Source organism: Oceaniferula flava (assembly GCF_016811075.1).
Classification (GTDB): Bacteria; Verrucomicrobiota; Verrucomicrobiia; order Verrucomicrobiales; family Akkermansiaceae; genus Oceaniferula; species Oceaniferula flava.
On record NZ_JAFBGL010000004.1, the window covers coordinates 274703 to 291793 of the forward strand.

Annotated in this window: 11 protein-coding genes; 4 read left to right on the forward strand and 7 right to left on the reverse strand. The window is 55.7% G+C overall.

Annotated features, from left to right (window positions below):
- Positions 1-4 precede the first annotated feature (4 nt).
- The 5 genes from JO972_RS08285 to JO972_RS08305 form a co-directional block, all read right to left on the reverse strand.
- Positions 5-406 (reverse strand): hypothetical protein, encoded by a 402-nt coding sequence (locus tag JO972_RS08285; protein WP_309489563.1) that lies wholly within the window; start codon positions 404-406, stop codon positions 5-7.
- A 196-nt stretch (positions 407-602) separates the two neighbouring features.
- Positions 603-1367 carry a hypothetical protein gene (locus tag JO972_RS08290; protein ID WP_309489564.1) on the reverse strand — a complete coding sequence of 255 codons (765 nt, stop codon included), beginning with the start codon at positions 1365-1367 and terminating at the stop codon, positions 603-605.
- Between the two features lie 178 nt (positions 1368-1545).
- Positions 1546-2826, reverse strand: coding sequence for a type II secretion system F family protein (locus JO972_RS08295; protein WP_309489565.1), 1281 nt, complete (start codon positions 2824-2826; stop codon positions 1546-1548).
- Positions 2827-2932: 106 nt separating this feature from the next.
- Positions 2933-4606 (reverse strand): GspE/PulE family protein, encoded by a 1674-nt coding sequence (locus JO972_RS08300; RefSeq protein WP_309489566.1) that lies wholly within the window; start codon positions 4604-4606, stop codon positions 2933-2935.
- 50 nt (positions 4607-4656) lie between these two features.
- A complete protein-coding gene (locus tag JO972_RS08305) occupies positions 4657-6333 on the reverse strand; it encodes a GspE/PulE family protein (RefSeq protein ID WP_309489567.1) in 1677 nt (558 codons plus the stop codon).
- Between the two features lie 199 nt (positions 6334-6532).
- Here JO972_RS08305 and JO972_RS08310 point away from each other — a divergent pair, with 199 nt between their 5' ends.
- On the forward strand, positions 6533-8353 hold the full coding sequence (locus tag JO972_RS08310; protein ID WP_309489568.1) for a cation:proton antiporter: 1821 nt from the start codon (positions 6533-6535) through the stop codon (positions 8351-8353).
- Between the two features lie 60 nt (positions 8354-8413).
- The gene (locus JO972_RS08315; RefSeq protein ID WP_309489569.1) at positions 8414-9202 is read left to right on the forward strand and encodes a class I SAM-dependent methyltransferase; all 789 of its coding nucleotides are present in this window, start codon (positions 8414-8416) and stop codon (positions 9200-9202) included.
- On the opposite strand, the gene JO972_RS08320 is transcribed toward JO972_RS08315, so the two are convergent.
- On the reverse strand, positions 9199-10326 hold the full coding sequence (locus tag JO972_RS08320) for a hypothetical protein (RefSeq protein ID WP_309489570.1): 1128 nt from the start codon (positions 10324-10326) through the stop codon (positions 9199-9201). The two genes, JO972_RS08315 and JO972_RS08320, sit on opposite strands and share 4 nt — an antisense overlap.
- Before the next feature lie 147 nt (positions 10327-10473).
- Between JO972_RS08320 and JO972_RS08325 the strand changes: the two genes are divergently transcribed.
- Positions 10474-12135, forward strand: a complete 1662-nt coding sequence (locus tag JO972_RS08325) for a SulP family inorganic anion transporter (RefSeq protein ID WP_309489571.1) — start codon at positions 10474-10476, stop codon at positions 12133-12135.
- A 73-nt stretch (positions 12136-12208) separates the two neighbouring features.
- A complete protein-coding gene (locus JO972_RS08330) occupies positions 12209-12889 on the forward strand; it encodes a 3-keto-disaccharide hydrolase (RefSeq protein WP_309489572.1) in 681 nt (226 codons plus the stop codon).
- 175 nt (positions 12890-13064) lie between these two features.
- Here JO972_RS08330 and JO972_RS08335 read toward each other — a convergent pair whose 3' ends face one another.
- Positions 13065-17003 carry a sulfatase-like hydrolase/transferase gene (locus tag JO972_RS08335; RefSeq protein ID WP_309489573.1) on the reverse strand — a complete coding sequence of 1313 codons (3939 nt, stop codon included), beginning with the start codon at positions 17001-17003 and terminating at the stop codon, positions 13065-13067.
- Positions 17004-17091: the final 88 nt, after the last annotated feature.

The window sequence follows — 17091 nt, forward strand, 5'->3', positions numbered from 1 at the left end:
TCATTCATGACACGCTCCTTTCCTCGTTCTGGGTTCGGATGGCTCCGTAAAGAATGGTGCCAATGGTCAAACTAACCACCACCGCTCCAATACCTAACAAGATAAAGAGCTTCGATTCCGGATAAAAAGCCACTTCAACACGCAGAGGCTCCGACCACGTATCGTCTGCACCATCCACCGCACGGAGACGGAAAAAGTGAACTCCCTCGGCTAAACCGGTGATCACCGAGCCGGCATCAGTGCCACGATAGCGCTCAACCGGAGAGGTAAAGTTAACATTCGCCGACTGCTCTAACACCACTACGGTATCAGTCGACTTGTCCCACACTAGCTCGATGGCACCATTGTCGGATGGCTTGGATTCAAGTGCCTCGCGGGAGTTGAAATCGACTCCAGCTGCCCCCACGTAGTCCCCGCAAAATAAAATAGCGACGGCGAGGAATGAGAAAATGGTTCTAAAAAAGAAGATCAGTACGAAGTGCTTCTGAGCACCCACTCAAACATTCTGCTGAGTCGATACAAGAAGTTTCTCTGACTTATCCTCCACCCGCAGGTGGAGGTTGCCTTCGCCACAAAGGCGAGAAAATCGCACAAGGCCGGGATTACTCCTCAGTCTTGGGCTTTTCCTCAGTCGGTTTTTCCGACTCTTTTTTCTTCGGTTTTTTGTCCTTCTTCAGAACGATCGCTTCTTCGCGAGAGTAGATTTCTGCCACGCGCAGGCTACGTTTCGCCAGCTCGCGGGCGTCTTTGTCTGAGATCAGGACCAGGCCTTCTTCACTGACTTCGGCGAGGAAAATTTTCCAAGCACGCTCGGCCACCTTTTTGGTATCCAGCTTCACCACCGCTTCCGGTGCCTCTTGCTGACGGTTGTTCCCCCGACCACCGCGACTGCGGTTGCGGCGTCCCTGTTTTCTGGCACCCTCGCCGGACGACTGATCGTCCTGCTTGTTAGAATCTTGTTTATTCGACTCCTGTTTGTTGGAATCCTGCTTGTTCGACTGATTACCGCCCTTGGATTGATTCGGCTGGTTCGACTGACCTTCCTGCTTGGGAGCGTTGTCGTTTTGCCCTTGATCTTTCGTCTCGGCCGCGGTGTCAGCCGCTGGCTTTGCTCCGTTTTTCGCGGTTTTCTTCTTCGCGTTTTTGGCGGACTTGCTGCCGCGAGCTTTTTTCGCAGGTTTCACATCGCTGGATGCGGTGACCTCTTTTGATTGATCGTTGGCGGGGGCGGGAGCGTCCTTGGATGCGGGCTCAGTGGCTGGCTTGGGATCCGGGCTGCTTTTTTCTTTGGAGGCTGGGGCAGGTGCTGCGTTTTGCTCGCTAGCTTCCTTGGACCCTTGATCCATTTTAGGAGATTCTTCTGACATAAAGTAATTAGGTAGGCCTCCAAGTAAACCTCGGAGCGGGTAAAGTAAAGTTGAATGAAGTGCGAAAAAGTGACAGTTCTTCGCGTCTTATAAAAAAATCAGCCCGGTGATACTCCTACTTGATGGGCAAGCAGAAGCAACCGGGCTGATGGTTAGATTTTATGAGGTGGTCCGAAGCTTATGCGCCTCCGTCCACGTTCTGGATCATCTTGATCAGTGGTAGGAAGAGGGCGAAAACGATGGTTCCCACCACGAGGGCGAGGAAGACAATCATGATCGGCTCTAGGATGGAAGTCAGCGCGGTCACCGCGTTATCGACTTCATCATCGTAGACATCGGCAATTTTCAGCAACATCTCTGGCAGCTGACCAGTTTCCTCACCCACGTCCACCATACTGATGACCATGGCAGGGAAGATTTTACTTCCTTGGAGAGGGGCAACGATGGATTCACCTTCCTTGACCGCCTCGTGCACCTTGTCGATGGCATCGGAAACCACCACGTTACCAGCGGTATCACGGGTAATGGTGAGCGCCTGGAGGATGGGCACACCGGAAGTCACCAGTGTTCCGAGGGTCCGAGAGAAACGGGAGATGGAGCTCTTCTTGGTGAGGTCACCAAAGACGGGGACTTTCAGTTTCAAGGCATCCACGGTGGCACGACCACCTTTGGTACTGGTCCACATTTTCAAAAGGACAAAGAGACCTGCGATAATGAGGAAAATCCAGACGATGTTGGGCAGCACAGCCGGCCTTGCCAGCATGTTTTCGGACATGCCGAAGACGATACGAGAGATCAGTGGCAGCTCACCACCCTGCTCGGAGAACATCTCCTTGAACTTGGGAACGATGAACAGCATCAGGAAGACCAGAATCGCGACTGCAATGAAGAGAACGATCAACGGGTAGACCATCGCGGAGACGATCTTGTTTTTCAGTTTGTCCGCCTTCTCCATGTATTCTGCGAGACGAGTCAGGACAATTTCCAATACCCCGCCAAGTTCACCCGCCTTCACCATGTTGACGAACAACTTGTTGAAAATCCGCGGGTGCTGGGAGAGCGACTCGGAGAATGTGGCACCCGTTTGCACGGAATCTGCCAGTGAGTTGACTGTGGAACGCAGCACTGGGTTAGGCTCCTGCTTGCCGAGCACGGTGAGACCGCGAAGAAGTGGCAGACCGGAATCGATCAGTGTGGCTAACTGACGTGTGAAGATCATCAAGACCTTCGGCTTAATTTTTCCAGTGCCGGCTTTCTTGACACTTTTCTTACCGCGGGCTTTCGCCTTGGTTTTGGTTTTACCTGCAGCCAGTGAACCCTTGCCTTCCTGCACCACCTGGGTGGGGTAAAGCCCCTGCCCACGAAGTTGTTGGATGGCTTCCGCCTCGCTGGAGGCCGAGAGAGATCCGGTGGTCTGCTCACCTTTTGCGTCGAGCGCTATATATTGAAAATTAGCCATGATCTATAAGTGTGTATGTTTACTTTTGAATAAGTGTGAATGGTCGTGAGAAGATTGGAAACTGAAAAATCCATGCAAATGATGAAATCTTCTCACAGTCGTGTTGTTAGGTGTATTTAAGAACCTCCTCAATGGTGGTGTTGCCTTCGTAAATGTTACGCAATCCATCCTCACGGAGAGTTTGCATACCCAGTTCAATGGCTTTCTGCTTCAGCACCACAGTCGGTGCACGCTCGGTCACGAGTTCACGAAGTGGATCCGTGATATCCAAGAGCTCGAAGAGACCTTGACGACCTTTGTAACCGGATTGATCACAAACGTCACAACCGCGACCTGTGTAGAACTCCTTGTCTCCGAGTTCGTGCGAGGTCACACCCAGCTGCGTGAGCAGGGCTTCGTTAGGCTCGTAGGAAGCACGACAGTTTTTACAAATCGTCCGCAGCAGACGCTGGGCAAGAACACCCTCGAGGGAGGCCGCGACCAGGAATGGCTCGGTTCCCATATCGATCAGACGAGTCACCGCGCCGGGAGCATCATTGGTGTGCAGTGTGGACAGCACCAAGTGACCAGTGAGCGATGCCTGAATCGCGATTTGAGCTGTATCCACATCACGAATCTCACCCACCAGAATCCGATCGGGATCCTGACGCAGGAACGCGCGAAGGATGCGGGCGAAGTCCATACCGATGGACTCGTTAACCGGCACCTGGATGATACCGTCGACATCGTATTCCACCGGATCCTCGGCTGTTAGCAGCTTGGAGTCGATAGTGTTGATCTCCTTCAGTGCGGCGTAGAGCGTGGTGGTCTTACCGGCACCGGTAGGACCGGTGCAGATGAAGATGCCGTTCGGTTTGCGCACGGTATCGTTGATGTAATCGAACACCGCTGGTGGCATTCCTAACATCTCGAGATTCAAGTTGATATTACTACGGTCGAGAACACGCAGAACGATACTTTCGCCATGCTGAGTAGGCAGTGTGGAAACACGCATGTCCACCTGCTTCTCACCGATGTGTTTCACAATACGTCCATCCTGAGGCACACGGCGTTCAGCGATGTTCATGTTCGACATCACCTTGATCCGAGAAAGAATCGGCAAGGCCAGGTGAATCGGTGGAGGCGCCATTTCATAAAGCGTTCCGTCCACACGGTAGCGGATTTTGAAATCGGACTCAAACGGCTCGAAGTGGATATCGGAAGCCCCTTCGTTGATCGCCTGATAGAGAACCAAGTCAACGTAGCGAATGATCGGAGCGGAGTTCGCTTCAGCCTCAACGTCGATAGTTTCTTTATCGTTGTTGCTAGTGATCTCAAGTTGGCCGAGGACATCATCCATGGCATTGCTCTTGCCGCCGTAGGCTTCATCGAGCTTCTTCTCGACGACGTAGTCAGGCGCAATGGCGAGGATGATTTCTTTCCCAAGCGCGAAGCGCAGGTCTTCGAGAACCTGAGGATTGAGTGGATCGACCAAACAGACGGTAAGTCCATCGCTATCGATGTTCACCGGCAGGGCGCCGTGGAGGCGTGCCATCCCTGCTGGTAGCAGGCTGAGCACCTCCGGTGGTGGTTCGTAATTTTCGAGATCGACCATGTGAGCACCGAGCTCATTGGCGATGATGGGCCAGATGTCGTCTTTCTGAGAAATGACCTCATAATCGGCCATGATTTCGGAAAGCTCTTTGCCGCTGTTCTCGACTTCTTGTATGATGTCCGAAGCAAGGTATTGATCGATCAAACCTCGGTTGACAAAAATATCGATGAGTTGTGAATTGTCCATGAAAAGTAGTTAGGCTGTTGCGTGAGTCGGGGGCCTTGGAATGAGTTAATTTAATCGCTGTCCGCCATGGTGACCCGCATCACTTCGGAAGCGGAGGTCATACCGGCGAGCACCTTACGGATACCGTCCTCGCGGAGAGTGCGCATACCGAGCTCTCGCGCTCTACGGCGCAGCTGCGGTGAGGTAAGTTCTTCGTTAATCAGGTGGCGAACTTCATCGTCCACCTTGAAGATTTCAAAGATACCGGCCCGGCCTTTATAACCAGACTGACGGCAGTTATCACAGCCTTGTGGGCCCATGATATCGCTTTCAGCGGCTTGTTTGGCATCGAGGTTCAAGGTGCGCATTTCGCGATCGGTCAGCAAGGCGGGAGCCTTACAGCTCGGGCAAAGTTTACGCACCAGTCGCTGAGCCAGGATGGCGCGAACGGAGGAGGCTACCAAGAAGCGTTTGACGCCGATGTCAGCAAGACGGGCGACGGCGCCCGGGGCATCATTGGTGTGCAGGGTGGAGAACACCAAGTGACCGGTTAGAGCGGCCTGAATGGCGATACCTGCGGTTTCAGCATCACGAATCTCACCTAACATAATTACGTTAGGTGCCTGACGCATCATCGCACGCAGTGCCGCTGCGAAGGTCATACCAATATCGGTATTCACCATCACCTGGTTAATCCCGGCCAGTTCGTATTCCACCGGATCTTCCACGGTGATGATCTTACGGTCGGGGGTGTTGATGGTATTCAGACAGCCATACAGGGTGGTGGTTTTACCCGAACCTGTAGGTCCGGTAACCAGCACGATGCCATCGGGGAGACGAATCATTTTTTCAATCGTCTCCTGGTCATCGGAAAGGAATCCAAGTTCTGGGAGACCTAACATCAGGGAGGTCTTATCCAGAATACGCATGACGATACTTTCGCCGTGGTTACTCGGCACTGAGGATACCCGGAGATCCACCTCCTTGCCAGCGACGCGGATCTGGATCCGACCATCCTGAGGGAGACGTTTTTCCGCAATACTCATGCTACCGCTCATCACCTTAATCCGGGCAATGATTGCGGGGTGCAGTTTCTTGGGATGGTTGTCGATTTCCACCAGCTTCCCATCGATCCGGTAACGGATACGCAGGCAGGTTTCCATCGGCTCGATGTGAATATCACTGGCCTTCATTTTGAAGGAGTCCAGCAAGATCGAGGAGACCATTTTAATGATTGGAGCATCGTCCGCTGCGGCATCTTCATCGCCATCAGCGCCCACCACGGTGAAGCTGTCATCGGCAGTTTCCTCAGCCACTGCACCTCCGTAGTTCTGTTGGATGATGTGGTTGATGGCAGATGGGGTGGCACAGACGGTGTGGATTTCCCGGCTGAGCATGTGTGGTAAGCTATCGAGCACCTCAAAATCGAGGGGATCGGCCACGGCCACAGTCAGGTAAGTCCCATCGTCAGCCACAGGCACCGCGCGAAAACGCTTGGCAACCTCATCGGAAACGAGGTCGAACACATCGGGCGCGATGGGTAAGTGGGCTAAGTCCACATAGTCCATACTGGAGCTCTGGGCACATACTTGGGCGACTTGCTCTTCAGAAAGTCGGTTATCTGATATCAGCCGTTCCACAACACTTTCCCTGCCTTGCAGCTGGCCACGGATGGAATCGATCTCTTCCTGACTAATCAGGCCGGCCTCGGTAAGTAGTTCGAGAAGGTAGTCTTCGTTTGAATACACGGTTAAATTCTTCGCTTGGTTGGTGGGTATTTGCGTGATGAAAAAAACAGTTCCCGTATCCTTGGTAACATCAAGGGTGCGGAAACCATCTTTTGCAGACTGGTCAACTCACCATGATCCGTCAAGCAGTCATGTCCAAATTTTCTCTGTATTTACAATCGTCATACGTGAATTTTCCATCTTCAATGCGCGCGCACCTATGACTCCCCTCACTTACTTCACCATCGTCCTCGGCCTGGGTATCTTTGCGCAATGGCTTGCTTGGAAATGCAAGCTACCATCCATCCTCGTGCTGCTGGCCTTCGGCTTTGGCATGGGTCATTTCACCGGCGTGACCATCGATAACTATATCGCTGGCAGTGATGTATTGCTCTCCGCCGTGGGGATCTGTGTGGCGGTTATTTTGTTCGAAGGTGGACTCACGCTCAAGTTTTCCGACCTCAAATTAAGCGGAACTCCGGTGCTCCGATTATGCACATTAGGCGTGATTGCCAGCTTCTTACTGACCTATGCGGCGGGACGGTATTTGTTGGATTTCGACTGGCGCGTCGCCTCATTGTTAGGTGCGATTCTCGTCGTTACCGGCCCCACGGTGATCGCTCCCCTGCTCCGCCACATCAAACCCTCGCGAAAAATTGGCAATGTAGTGAAGTGGGAAGGCATCATCATTGACCCCATCGGAGCCATCCTTGCCGTCCTGGTCTATCAGGCAGCAATCGCAGGCACGGTGGATGCGGCCAAGGAAGAGATTCTCCACGCGCTCGGCATGACTCTACTGGTCGGCGTCGTGATGGCTGTGATTCTGGCCAAGATCATTGAGATGCTGCTGAAATACCACCTGATCCCTGACTACCTGCACTCGGTGTTTCTACTGGCTGTCACGGCGGCTGCCTTTGCTGCCTCGAACTCCATTCAGGCGGAATCCGGACTACTCACCAGCACGGTGTTAGGCATCGCGCTAGCCAACCAGAAATCCGTCTCGGTGAAGCACATCCTCGAGTTCAAGGAGAACCTGCGGGTGCTCATCATCTCGGTGTTGTTCATCATTCTCTCGGGCCGGATTGGTCTCGGCCAGCTGCAGGAGGCGCTTTATCCAGGACTTGTTTTACTCGCTCTACTGGTGGTGGTGATCCGACCCGCCTCCGTTTTCTTTGCCAACCTCTTTTGCAAAAACATCAACTTCAAGGAGCAGATTTTCCTCTCCGCGATGGCACCTCGGGGGATTGTGGCTGCGGCTGTTACTGCCATTTTCGCACTTGAGTTCGACCACGCGGTCGCGGCCGGAAGCCTGAGTCAGGAGATTGGCAAGGTCACTCACTTGATGGTGCCCATCGTTTTCATTGTCATTATCGGAACCGTCGCCATCTACGGACTCTGCGCCGCACCGATTGCGCGCAAGCTGGGCCTCGCCACCAAAAATCCGCGCGGCATTCTCTTCGCTGGCGCCTGCAGCTGGTCGCGCTTAGCGGCCAAGGCACTGCACGACGACGGCTTCGACGTCATGCTTCTGGACACGAACTACGATAATATTGCTCGGGCGAAACTCGAGGGACTGCGCGCACATCGGGCGAACATCCTCTCGGAGTATGTCGAAGAGGAAATGGACCTCACTGGGTTAGGCCAACTCATTGCCACCACGCCTAACGATGAGGTCAACTCGCTGGCGAGTCAGAATTTCCTACACGCATTCGGCAGTGAAAATGTCTGGCAAGTTGCCCCTGCCGATGATGGCGCCCACCACCAAACTGCGGTAGCCGGCCACATTCGCGGGCGAATCTGTTTCCCTAACCGCCCCCAGTATCGTCGACTCGAAAGCTTTGCATCCCAAGGGGCGGTGATCAAAAAAACCACCATCACCGATCAGTTCACCATGGACGATTTCAAAGAGCTTTACGGCGAGGATCACATCCTCCTGTTCCGAGTGACCGAAGACCGAGGGCTCGATATTGCGCATGATGAAATGCGTGCCCCAGCAGCGGAAACCACCCTCTACGCCATGGTCCGCGGCCAGGACGCCTGAGCTTAAGCAATGGCGAACGCCTCGCCTAACCAACAACTATCCCACCACCCGACCACCACCATGTATGACCAATTAGAAGCCAGCTTACACGATGCATTCTGGGAGTCGGAAGGCGACGGCGCGGAGCTCACATTGTTAGAATCCTTCCTCATCGATCACCCCGGCACCGCACTGGAGCTCGGTTGCGGGTCGGGTCGATTGCTACTGCCACTGATCGAAAAAGGATACTTCATCGAGGGACTGGATAACTCGGAGGACATGCTGCAGCTCTGCCGCGAGCAGAGTGGCGATGCCGATCCGGTGCTACACCACAGTGGTATCGAAGATTTTCAAACTGGTGCCACCTACGCATCGATCGCCATTCCGGCGTTCACCCTGCAGCTTTTGCCCTACGAGCAGCTCCCTGCGATTTTTGAAAACATCAAGCGTCACCTCCACCCCGGCGGAGGTCTGTACATCACCCTTTTCATCCCATGGGCCGAGATCACAGGTGAGCTTGAGGAGGGCGCGGAGTTCCTCGATCACGAGACTTACTTTCCTAACGGCAATACCGCGCGCTGCCACACCACCTTCGAAATCAAACGCATTTCCCAACAACTGATTCGGGAGCATCGTTACGAAATCTGCTCAGAGGACGGCAAGGTGTTAGAAACCAGCAACAGCACCCACCACCTCACCTGGCTCTGGCCGAGAGAGGTGGCCAAGCTGCTCACCGACGCCGGTTTTTCGCTACAGAAAATGATTGGCGACTTCGATGCCGAGACCCCTTGCGACGAAGATGCGCAAATTGTCACCCTAATCGCCCAATGGCACGGTGACGAGGCTGAGGCCGACACAACACAGAGCTAGGCGATCCGCCGCCCCGCTCTTTCTCGATCGAAATAGTAGACCTCCGCCGCCTGCGCGTGCACGGAGGCATTCAGCACCTTGCGGATGACCGGCATGGCCTGAGCGGCATCGAACAGAGCCAGATCGATGTAGAGCCACTGCTGACCGGACGCACCGCCGAGAACCGCACCGGCATCCAGCTCCGCACCCTCAGCTGACAAGCCCGCCGCCAAGGCATCTTCCAAGTCGGCGCGCTGATCAATCTCACAGCCTTCGGTAAAGTCCTCGCGGGGAATCCTGACAAAGATGAAGTCCACGCCCAGGTCAGGCGCCGGATGCTCCATCGCCCCACCGGCGGCAGCAAAATCACCCGACAGCTGGTAGAGCAGGCTGGTGCCGACCATCAAGTCCGAGCGGAGATGCTGCGTTGTCAGCTCGTTCGGCTCCGGCATGCGATAGCTGCTGAAGTATTCACCCGGAGTTTTCCGTTCCCAGTCGTGATCGACTTCAACCTGCGCTATGAAATCCGGCAGCTCGCTCAGCGGAATGGCGTCCTGCAGAGCAGTGGGGTTGATCTCAATTTTGCCCAGACGATTCCCCACCTGAAACTCGCCGATCGCTTCATCGAGCCAGAGAAAAAGAATATGTCCGCGCTGGCTCTCGGGTAGCGACTCGAACACTGGCGCCCAACAGACCAGATCGATTTCCTCCCGCTCATGATCCAGCGTGGGAGTCAGCCAGATCTCCGCCGCACTCACCGACTCGCCGGCGATGTCCATTTTCATACCACTAAATTGGGGAGAAGCTTGTCGGCTATCGTAAAACGTCCAACCATCCAGCTCAGGAGCACCCTTTACGATCTGACTCAGCAGGAAAGCTAGGTAGGGATTTCCTTCCGGCGAAAGGGTGAAGGAGTGACCCCCACCATCCGCTCCCGGGCCGAAGCACCAGGCGATTTTCGGCAAGGTTTGGTCCACCATGGCAGACACTCGGGAGACCTGCGGATCGAAGTCGCGCGCACGGATGGCACGACTGAAAACGTCCGCATTTTCAGAGAACCAAGCCCAGAACGCCCGGCGACGATCGTTGAACGAAGGTGTCGAGGAAGGCTCTGGGTCCGCTGCGCGAAAGAAACGTTTCAACATACCCCAAGCAAGCAGCCAAGTCCCTCAGTGGCAAACCCCGATCTCGCGCCCAGCCTGCATTTCACACAGATCAGAGTTGCATTTTCACAGGCATGGCACTAGGGCGTGGCCGCGCAGATCCTTATTTGCTAACAAACACAACACACTATGTTTGAACTCTTTTCCAAAAAAAATGGCAACCTTAAGGATGATGTCCTTTCGGGTGTAACCGTCGCCCTCCTGCTTGTTCCCGAGGCCATCGCCTTCTCCTTCATCGCCGGAGTGAACCCGATGGTGGGACTTTGGTCCGCTGTTTTTGTCGGATTCATCACCGCTGCCTTTGGCGGCCGACCCGGTATGATCTGCGGGGCCACCGGCGCCATTGCCATCGTCGCCGCCCAGGCATTCACCCTCGGGAAAAAAGCCGGTCTGGATGCCATCAAGCAAGGCACCGACATGGCCGGACTGACGCCAGACGACCTCGGCCTGCAATATCTTGTCGCCGCCCTACTCTTCGCCGGGGCCTTTCAAATCACCATCGGTCTGTTCAAGCTGGGACGTTTCATCCGCCTGATCCCGCATCCGGTGATGATGGGATTTGTCAACGGCCTCGCCATCGTGATCGCACTCGGGCAGTTGCTGTTTTTTAAATCCGAGGTGTCTTTTGACGATTCCGGCAACATGGTGTCCACCTGGCTCTCGCCTGAGTCCATTGGCATCATGGTCGCTCTGATCGCCCTGACCATGAGCATCATCGTCCTGCTGCCTCGGGTTACCAAGGCGGTGCCGCCCACCCTGGTCGCCATCATTGCGGTGTTTGGGGTCACCATGTTCCTCGATGGCTCGCGCGACATCAAAGACATCCTCGTGATGCTCACCGGCAAGGCCGAGATCGATAGTTCGCTGCCCGGTTTCACCAACCTCTCCGCAGTGCCATGGGGCGAGCAAAGCTTTTACATCGCGATCATCCCGATCTCACTGACCATCGCACTGGTCGGCCTGATCGAATCCCTGCTCACCCTGCAGCTGATCGATGAAATCACCGAGACCCGCGGTCAGGGGAACCGCGAATGTGTCGCCCAGGGCGCGGCCAACATCATGTCCGGCATGTTCGGCGGCATGGGCGGCTGTGCCACCATCGGCCAGTCCCTGATCAACATGAAAAACGGCGGCCGCGGCCGAACCTCCGGCATGGTCGGGGCCATCACCCTGCTGCTGCTGATCATGTTTGGCGCCGATATCATCATGAGCATCCCGGTCGCCGCCTTGGTGGGGGTCATGTTCATGATCGTCATCAGCACCTTCGAGTGGTCCACCTTCAAAACCATCGGCAAGGTCGCCAATTCCGAGCTGCTCGTCATCCTCGCGGTGACCCTGGTGACCGTTTTCCTTCACAACCTCGCCTTGGCGGTGCTGGTCGGCGTTATCCTCTCCGCCCTCGTTTTTGCCTGGGAAAGTTCAAAACACGTCACCGTCACCCTGCTCACCGATGAGCCGGAGGAGCGGGTCTACGGCGTTTCCGGCATGATCTACTTCGGTTCGGTCCACGAGTTCTCCGAGAAGTTCCAGGCCAAGTCCGACGTGAAAAACATCGTCATCGACTTCGAAGAAGCCCGCATCTGCGATCTCTCCGGACTGGAAGCGGTCAACGCCCTGGGCAACCGCTACGAGAACGCCGGCAAGCACCTCCGTGTCCGCCACCTCTCCGCAGACTGCCGCCGCATGCTGAAAAAAGCCGGCACCTTGGTGAACATCGAGGTTCTTCCGGACGACCCCAACTACAGCGTCGCCCGCCTGCGCAGCGATGATAGCAAGATCATTGGCTCGTAGATTGCTAGAGAGTTCTCCACTCGATCACACCAAGCGAAAGATCCACCTCACCCATCCTGTATTCACTGCATCTATGAAGACCTGCCTTACTTTCCTCGCCGCTGTCACCCTTGCCTCACCTCTTTTCGCTGCCCCCGCTGCAGAAACCGCCACAGGCTGGACCACTCTGTTCAATGGCAAAACGCTGAAGGGCTGGAACCGCATCAATGGCACCGCCAACTACGTGGTCAAGGACGGCACCATCGTCGGCACCACCTCCAAAGGCAGCCCGAACTCCTTCCTCTGCACCGATAAGAAATACAGCGACTTCGAGCTGGAATACGAAATCAAGATCCACGACAAGCGCCTCAACTCCGGCGTGCAATTCCGCTCGAAACACTTCGGCGGTCGAGTCGAAGGCCGGGTTAACGGCCCTCAGTGCGAAGCTGAGAATACCGAAATCAAAGGCGGCGGCGAGTCCGGCTACATCTTTGCCGAGGCGACCAAATACTACTGGCTGGTGCCCAACGACAAGCGCACCCCGCACAAGCACTTCAAAGACGGCGAGTGGAACCACTTCCGCATCAAAGCCGTCGGCCCACGCATCCAGACCTGGGTCAATGGCGAGCTGGTTTGTGATCTCACCAACGAGGAGTTCTACAAGGAATACCCGAAGGGCTACATCGCCCTGCAGGTCCACAGCGTCGGCAACAACGGACCGTTTTCCGTTTCCTGGAAAAACATCCGCATCCGCGAAATGGGCAAGAGCAACTAATTCCGCCCACTTTGCCCTGATCAGACGCCGACGTTCATTCATCGCGCCATCATTTCTTAAGACGCCGGGTTGGTCTTTCCACCCCGGCGTTTTTTTGTCGTTGCTACCCTGGCATTCAGCGCCCCCGTTCCCAGCGACCTCCTTGGCCTCACGCTGCGCCCGGCGTAGGACGATCTCAATAATCCGCCGGATCAATCCACTCCAAGTGATCCCACCAGCCGGTATCATTCCCGACTGCCGCTCCGGCTGTGGTGCGACCTTCGGTGACAATGGCAGTGATGGCGTTCATCATTGGCGTCACCCCCCCCTCTGGGTCGGTGGCGTAGACGTTGCTTGATTCGGTCGGATCGGTATCGAGGTTGTAGAGTTCATAGGGCTGGCCTTGGAAGGGCATGATCAACTTCCACTTCCCATCCCTGATTGCCATCCGACCGTCAAAGTCGTGCTGAATCATCGGCAAGCGAGTTGGGTTGGCGGTGTTGTCGCGCAAGATGCTGTAGAAGCTCACGCTGTCCTCACCGCTGTTGTCATCGAGGGTGACTCCGAGCATTTCCGCAAAGGTCGCCAGCAGGTCGGTCTGACCAACGGGTTTGTCCCAGACCCGGCCAGGGGCATCGATGCCTGCCGGCCAACGCACCACAAACGGGACACGGTGCCCACCTTCGTAGATGAAACGTTTTCCTTCCCTAAAAACTCCCGCGCTATCGTGGCCGTAGGTTGACACACGATTCTTGTAGGTCGTCTCAGGCCCGTTATCGCTGGTGAATATCACCATGGTATTGTTCGCCAGGCCGCTTTGATCCAAAAACTTCAGGATATTGCCGATGTGGTGATCGGTTTCCATCACAAAATCACCGTAGGCCCCGGCGCCACTGAGACCGAGAAAATCCTCCCTGGGGATGACCGGTTTGTGCGACGATGTCAGTGGCAGGTAGAGGAAGAAGGGCTTGATGCCCTTGGCATTGTTCGCCTGTTTCCCCATCCACTCGATCGCTTTATCGGTGAACCGTGTCAGGCAGAGCACGTCATCGAAATCCGGGGCCACTTCGAGCCCGCTGCTTTGATCATACGGCGGCGTGATGCGGTAATCGTTGAACACACCCGGCAGCGAATTGGCTTTCTTGGATGTGAAAAGCGTCGGGTTGACGGCCGTGAACCGACCCTCGATCCAGGCAAGATACCCGAAGTTCAACGAGGCAGGAATGCCATAGAAGTAATCGAAGCCGACATCGAGCGGCATGTCATCGATCGGTTTGGTAAAGTCGCGGTTGCCATTGGTCCCCGGAATATCCATGCCGAGGTGCCATTTCCCCACCATCGCGGTGGCATAACCATGGTCACGTAACAAAGAGGCCAAGGTCATCCTGTTGTCCGGGATCAATGCCGGCTCGTCAGCTCCTATCACCCCCTCCTTGAGACTGGTGCGCCAGCAGTATCTGCCGGTTAACAGGGCGTATCTGGATGGAGTGCAGACCGAGTCCGCCGAGTGCCCGTCGGTAAAATTCACCCCCTGAGATGCCAGCAGATCTAGCGCCGGAGTCGAAAACTTGCTGTTGGGGTTGTTCGCCCCCATGTCTCCATAGCCCTGGTCATCGGTGTAAATGAGGATGATGTTAGGGCGACTGGTAATCGTAGTGCGTGGCCTCACATGAGTGAACAGCCGGTTAAATCCCGAGTTGATCGAGAAACTGGCAATTTCATAACTCGCACCGTCAGGAGTGGCCGCATTTTCACTCAAATAACTCCAGTAGGACTGCCATGTCTCCAGGTCCTCGGAGACCTGCAGTTCATAGCCAAACCCCGCATTCAGATGCCTCCTGAACGTAATCTCCAATGAGCTGTCGATGTTCAGCGATGGTTTCGAATTGGCGGCATTGAGATCCGTTCCAAATGCCTGCTCCACGATGTTCATGCTGCCGTCCTTGTCGTTGTCGTCCAGGCCGCTGCTGTCGAGATTTCCAAAGCTGCTCATTTCCAGCGCATCCAGCAGACCGTCGTCATCCGTATCCTGACCAGTGGGAGTGACCGCCTGATCGTTCGGGTTCGACAGAGCCGCCAGTTCCACACCGTCGTTGAATGTATCCGCATCACTGTCGGCAAGCTTCGGATCAGTTTTGAAAACCAGCAGCTCATCGCGGTCGTTCAGAAAATCATCGTCGGAGTCCGCATCATTGGCATCGGTGGTGCTGGTGTTGATTTCATACGCGTCGAGCAGTCCGTCACGGTCGGAGTCGGCGTGGTTGGGATCGGTCGCGTGCGTGTTGACTTCCGCACCATCCGTCAGGCCGTCGTCATCGGAGTCCTCATCACGGGGGTTCGTGCCGGCGGTTTGCTCCCCGCTATTGGCGAGCCCATCCATGTCAGGGTCACCGCTGCCGCCATTGGCACCGCTTGAATCGGTGGGGTCGATGCCACCATTCACTTCAAAAGCATCAGAGAGAAGGTCGTTGTCAGTATCTCCCGTGAGAGGATTGGTGACCGAACCATTGGCAGGGTCCAATTCTTCGAAATCCGTCAGTCCGTCCGAATCACTGTCAGCTAGCAATGGATCCGTGGCCAGCCCCGGCGCCGTGGCGGCAGGATCTCCGGAAATGGCCGTTTGGTAGGGGTTGAATGTGCCATGGACCTCCGCGCCATCGGTTAGTCCGTCGTCATCCGAGTCGCTGTCCTGAGGGTCAGTGCCCGCGTTATACTCCTCAAGGTTGGTCAGGCCATCCGCGCCGCCCACGGCATCGTTGTCACCCGCCGCATCGTCGACATTCGGGTTCAGACCGTTTACTGTTTCGTAGTCGTCAGGCATGCCGTCGTTGTCGGAGTCGAGAGTCGTGGCGAGGACCAGTCGGACGTTGCTGAAGCCTGCGCCATTGGATTTGAGTTCGTCAATGAACACCACCAGCCCATAGTTGGAATGACTGCCATTCACCCAGGCTTTGACGATGTCGGTCACATCGGCGGAAACTGAGGACGGGGGCGCAAGTGCCGAGATGTCGGCGATCAAGGTGGTCACGTCCACGGCGTCGTCGATCCCCCAACTGTGCTGGGGCTGGGTGGTCGTCCCGTCCCATGCACCATTGGTCACCCGGCCAACGGACGCTGCCGTGGCATTGACGTTGTTCAGCTGGAATTCGTAATCCGCCGTGAAGGTGGCGGAAAAATTGGGGTCGCTGACATCCGAGACCGTCAAGCCGCTGACATCGAAATTGAGAAAAGAGCTGATCCGTTGGGAGGTTTGTGTCGATGACACTCTCTCGCGGATGTAGATGTCGGAATCAGCTGGCGAGTCACCGCTGGCGACATTGCCCGAGCCGGTGACGGCGGTGGTTTGGGCGTCCGTCGTGAAAATCGTGATCGGACTGAGCGAGCCGGGAGTGGTCGCCTCGGCACTGACCGCCACGGATGTCATATCCACCACAGTGCCCGCCTCGGCCGCCTGCTGGTAGGTCATCGCGGCAAAGACCGAGCTGTCCGCTTGAATCGTTGAAAAATCAAACCCGACAGGCCAAGCGCCCGAGCCACCGGTACTGGAATCGATGCCGCTCAACGTCACCACCCAGCCAAAGGCATCCATAACGATCTCGGCGGTGTATCCATCTTGGATGCTGGCTAGCGTGTAGCTGCCGAGCGACCCAATCGTCACCTCGTTGCCCCCTGCGTTGTCATAGACAAAAGTGACATTGCCTCCCAAAAAGCGCACCCCGACTGACCAGCCATCGGAACCACCCGCCGCCTCCGCATTGTTCCACAGCTGGCTGTTCGTGCCCTGAATGCCCACCCAATGGCCGTTATGGGTCGGGCCGTTATCCGGGTCGGTGATGCCATCGATCACAAACGTCGCCGTGAATTTCCCATACGCGGAGCCATCAAAAGAACCGTCGCTGACACAACCCATCGCCCCACTCGATGCCTCGTCCACAGTCATGGAGGCTTCGCCATTGGCATTGTTCCAGGTCGGGTTACCGACACCATTGTTGAGGCTTGAAAAATTTTCCTGAAGCCCGTCGTTGATATTGTTGAAACTGGCATCAATCAGGCTCACTTGTGACCATGCGTGGCCGGATCCAAAGAGTAGGAGCGGGCAAATCGCCGCGAGGATGGTATTTCTGTGTGTGAGCATATCGTCGTGGGGGGGATTACGATCCCCTGCCCGCTGAAGACGGCGAATAGGGGGATGCACACTCCAATTTAGATGGAAAACGTTCTAT

Bases quoted from the DNA above. Each gene is read 5' to 3' on its own strand.
- JO972_RS08290 (WP_309489564.1), bottom strand. From the start codon at position 1,367: ATGTCAGAAGAATCTCCTAAAATGGATCAAGGGTCCAAGGAAGCTAGC.
- JO972_RS08295 (WP_309489565.1), bottom strand. From the start codon at position 2,826: ATGGCTAATTTTCAATATATAGCGCTCGACGCAAAAGGTGAGCAGACC.
- JO972_RS08300 (WP_309489566.1), bottom strand. From the start codon at position 4,606: ATGGACAATTCACAACTCATCGATATTTTTGTCAACCGAGGTTTGATC.
- JO972_RS08310 (WP_309489568.1), top strand. From the start codon at position 6,533: ATGACTCCCCTCACTTACTTCACCATCGTCCTCGGCCTGGGTATCTTT.
- JO972_RS08315 (WP_309489569.1), top strand. From the start codon at position 8,414: ATGTATGACCAATTAGAAGCCAGCTTACACGATGCATTCTGGGAGTCG.
- JO972_RS08320 (WP_309489570.1), bottom strand. From the start codon at position 10,326: ATGTTGAAACGTTTCTTTCGCGCAGCGGACCCAGAGCCTTCCTCGACA.
- JO972_RS08325 (WP_309489571.1), top strand. From the start codon at position 10,474: ATGTTTGAACTCTTTTCCAAAAAAAATGGCAACCTTAAGGATGATGTC.
- JO972_RS08330 (WP_309489572.1), top strand. From the start codon at position 12,209: ATGAAGACCTGCCTTACTTTCCTCGCCGCTGTCACCCTTGCCTCACCT.
- JO972_RS08335 (WP_309489573.1), bottom strand. From the start codon at position 17,003: ATGCTCACACACAGAAATACCATCCTCGCGGCGATTTGCCCGCTCCTA.